3 protein-coding genes are annotated in these 2,825 nt (G+C 64.8%); all 3 read right to left on the bottom strand.

The features are described from left to right. Positions 1-77: 77 nt before the first annotated feature. Positions 78-1,037: a 2-hydroxyacid dehydrogenase gene (locus tag BIU82_RS11825; RefSeq protein ID WP_070349672.1), complete on the bottom strand. Its 960-nt coding sequence runs from the start codon at positions 1,035-1,037 to the stop codon at positions 78-80. A 48-nt stretch (positions 1,038-1,085) separates the two neighbouring features. Further along, positions 1,086-1,835, bottom strand: a complete 750-nt coding sequence (locus BIU82_RS11820; protein WP_070349671.1) for an SDR family oxidoreductase — start codon at positions 1,833-1,835, stop codon at positions 1,086-1,088. Positions 1,836-1,922: 87 nt separating this feature from the next. Continuing rightward, positions 1,923-2,825: MFS transporter (locus BIU82_RS11815; RefSeq protein WP_070349670.1), on the bottom strand; the 903-nt coding region annotated here is incomplete at its 5' end.

Raw genomic sequence — 2,825 nt, 5'->3', positions numbered from 1 at the left:
GTCACCAAAGCCACCCGCCCGGTGAGATCGAAAAGCGTATTCATGGTCAGCAGCTCCTTCGCCGCGTGGGTTGGTGGTTATCGGTCCGTTGTGTCCAGGAAGGGGCCGCGCTGTACGAGGTTCGCCGGGGCGTGGCCCTTAGCCAGAGCTTCGAGCTGCCGCCGCAGGAGCTTGAGGATCCGCGGTTCGAAGGCGGAGGCGTTGCCACCTACGTGCGGGGTGATCAGTGCATTGGGTGTTGACCACAGTGGGTGGTCCTGCGGCAGTGGTTCGGGGTCGACGACGTCCAGTGCACATTGCAGGCGCCCGGAAAGGACCTCCTTGGTCAGGGCTTCCGTATTCACGACCGGGCCGCGTCCTACGTTGACCACGAGTGCGCCGTCCGGCAGAGCGGCGAGGACTTCCTCACCAATCAGGTGGTGGGTCTTTTCATTGAGGGGCAGTACAGAGATCAGGATGTCGTGCGTGGAGGCCAGCGAAGCCAGTTTCGAGGAGGCATGCACCTCGCCGTGTTCGTCTGTCCGCGCAGTGCTTCCCACGCGGGTGACGGTGACTTCGAAGGGGTCCAGGCGGCGGGCAATCTCGTGGCCGATGCCGCCGACCCCCACCAGCAGCACACGCCTGTCCGCGAGGGACTGGCGACGTTCGGGCCGCCAAAGGCCGTATTGCTGGTCACGGACCGCCTGGTCAATGCCGCGCAGCTTGGCGAGAACCAAGCCGACTGCGAGTTCTGCCGTCGCTGCGGCGTGAACGCCGGACGCATTGGCCACCGCCGCGTTCGGCCCGGCGGCTTCGACGACGCCGTCGTATCCGGTGGATTGCGTCTGGACGAACTTCAGGTTCTCAAGCCGGGCGAGGGATCCGAGGACGGCGGAGGCGTCGATGTAAGGCAGGATGACCGCATCGATCTCCTTTTCTGCGCCTTCTTCGGGGGACGACTTCATGTCCCACACGACGCCCCTAAGCCCTTCCGGGAGCGGTGAGAGATCAGCGAGTAGCTGGGGGTCAGGGAAACTGACGGTGCGGATTTTTGGCATCAGGAAAACCTATCGGTTCAGTGGATGGGTTCGTTGCGGGGTTGGCTTCTAGCGCCGGTCGAACACCAGGCCGCCGGGGACCTGGAAGGTGGGCATGATCTCGAGCATTCCCACGTTCACGTGCCGCGGGGTGCCCACGGCATAGTCCAGGGCTTCGACGATGTCATCGGTGGTAAGCGATTCGTAGCCTTCGTAGTACGTCTTCCACGCCTCTTCCATGGCCTCCGGCGTGCCGCCCATGTTGCGGCCGAAGATCTCGGTCTCCACACGGCCGGGGCAGATCTCGGTGACGCGGATGCGCTTGCCTACGGTATCGTTGCGGAGCTGGCGGGAGATCTGGTGCACGGCGGCCTTGGTGGCGTGGTAGACGGTGTGGCCGTAGAAGTTGTACGTGCCGGCGATCGAGCTGATGTTCACGATGTGCCCCAGGTCCCGTTCCACCATGCCCGGCAGCACCAGGCGGGTCAGCTGGAGGAGACCGCGGAGGTTCACGTCGATCAGTTCGTCGATGTCCGATTCCTCGGAGTCCAGGATGTTCCCCGGGCGGGACACTCCTGCGCAGTTGACCAGGACGTCTACCTCCAGGCCCTCCAGCGCGGCGGCGACGGCGGCCGTGTCGGTGAGGTCGACGGCGTGCGGTACGGCGCCGGTCCGGTCAGCCAGTTCCTGGAGCCGGGATTCGTTGCGGGCAAAAGCGTGCACGGTCAGGCCGCGCTTGGCGAGGCGCTCGGAAATGGCGGCGCCCATGCCGGTGGAAGCGCCGGTGACAACGGCCGTGGTGTAGTCAGAGAAGGACATGTTTACTCCGGAAGTCTCGGATGGTGCCGGCCCCGCAAGAAGGCGGGGCCGGCGTCGGGCTTGAAAGGACGGGAAAGAAGGAAACGCTCAGGCGTCGCGCAGCGGTTCGTGGGCGCGGTCCTTGACCGTGCTGACCGCGGCAAGGGTGCCCAGGGCGGTGACGACAGCGTAGAACGCCGGCATGTAGATGTTGCCCGTGCTGGAAATCAGCCAGGTCATGAGCAGCGGGGCGGTGCCGCCGAAGAGCGCGGAGGAGATGTTGTAGCCCAACCCGTACGCCGAGTAACGGACACGGGTGGGGAACAGTTCCACGATCAGGATATGGATGACGGCGGTGTGTCCGGCGAAGACCACGGCCATGACGCAGGCACCCAGGATGGCCAGGCCCATGTTGCCGGTGGCGATCAGGGCATAGGCGGGAATGCCCACAATGGCCATGGCGATGGCCGAACCGGCAATGACCTTCTTGCGGCCGACACGGTCTGACAAAGCGCCCATGAACGGGATGGCGATGCAGATGGCCACCAGGCTGCAGGCGGTGACCAGCAGGGCCTCGCCGATAGTGAAGTTGATCTGCTTGCCTTTGAGGAAGGTAGGCATGTAGGAGAACAACACGTAGTAGCCGGAGCCGTTCATCAGCGGGATGAAGAGGGCCAGGAGCATGGCGCGGCGGTGTTCGGCGGACTGGAAGGCTTCCTTGAGCGGGTTCTTGGAGAGGCCGCCCTCTTCCTTCAGCTTCTCGAAGTTCGGGGTGTCGCTGATGGCCTTGCGGATGTACCAGCCGATGATGCCCATGGGAATGGCCACCAGGAACGGGATGCGCCAGGCGAAGGAGCCGAAGCCGCCGCCGTCGATCGCGGACTGGGTGAGCCAGGGGGACATGGCGTAGGCAACCAGGGTGCCGGTCAGCAGGGCCGCGAAGGAGGCGATCTGGGCGAAGGAAGTGATGATGCCGCGCTTGCCTTCGGGGGCGTGCTCGGCCAGGAAGGT

Origin of the sequence: Arthrobacter sp. SW1 (assembly GCF_001766675.1) — a bacterium.
Classification (GTDB): domain Bacteria; phylum Actinomycetota; class Actinomycetes; order Actinomycetales; family Micrococcaceae; genus Arthrobacter.
The sequence above is the reverse complement of the archived record's forward strand: the minus strand, read 5'-3'. Positions and strand labels throughout refer to the sequence as shown.

What these genes read in the sequence shown, in the direction of transcription:
- BIU82_RS11825 (WP_070349672.1), bottom strand. Translation starts at nt 1,037, where the DNA reads ATGCCAAAAATCCGCACCGTCAGTTTCCCTGACCCCCAGCTACTCGCT.
- BIU82_RS11820 (WP_070349671.1), bottom strand. Translation starts at nt 1,835, where the DNA reads ATGTCCTTCTCTGACTACACCACGGCCGTTGTCACCGGCGCTTCCACC.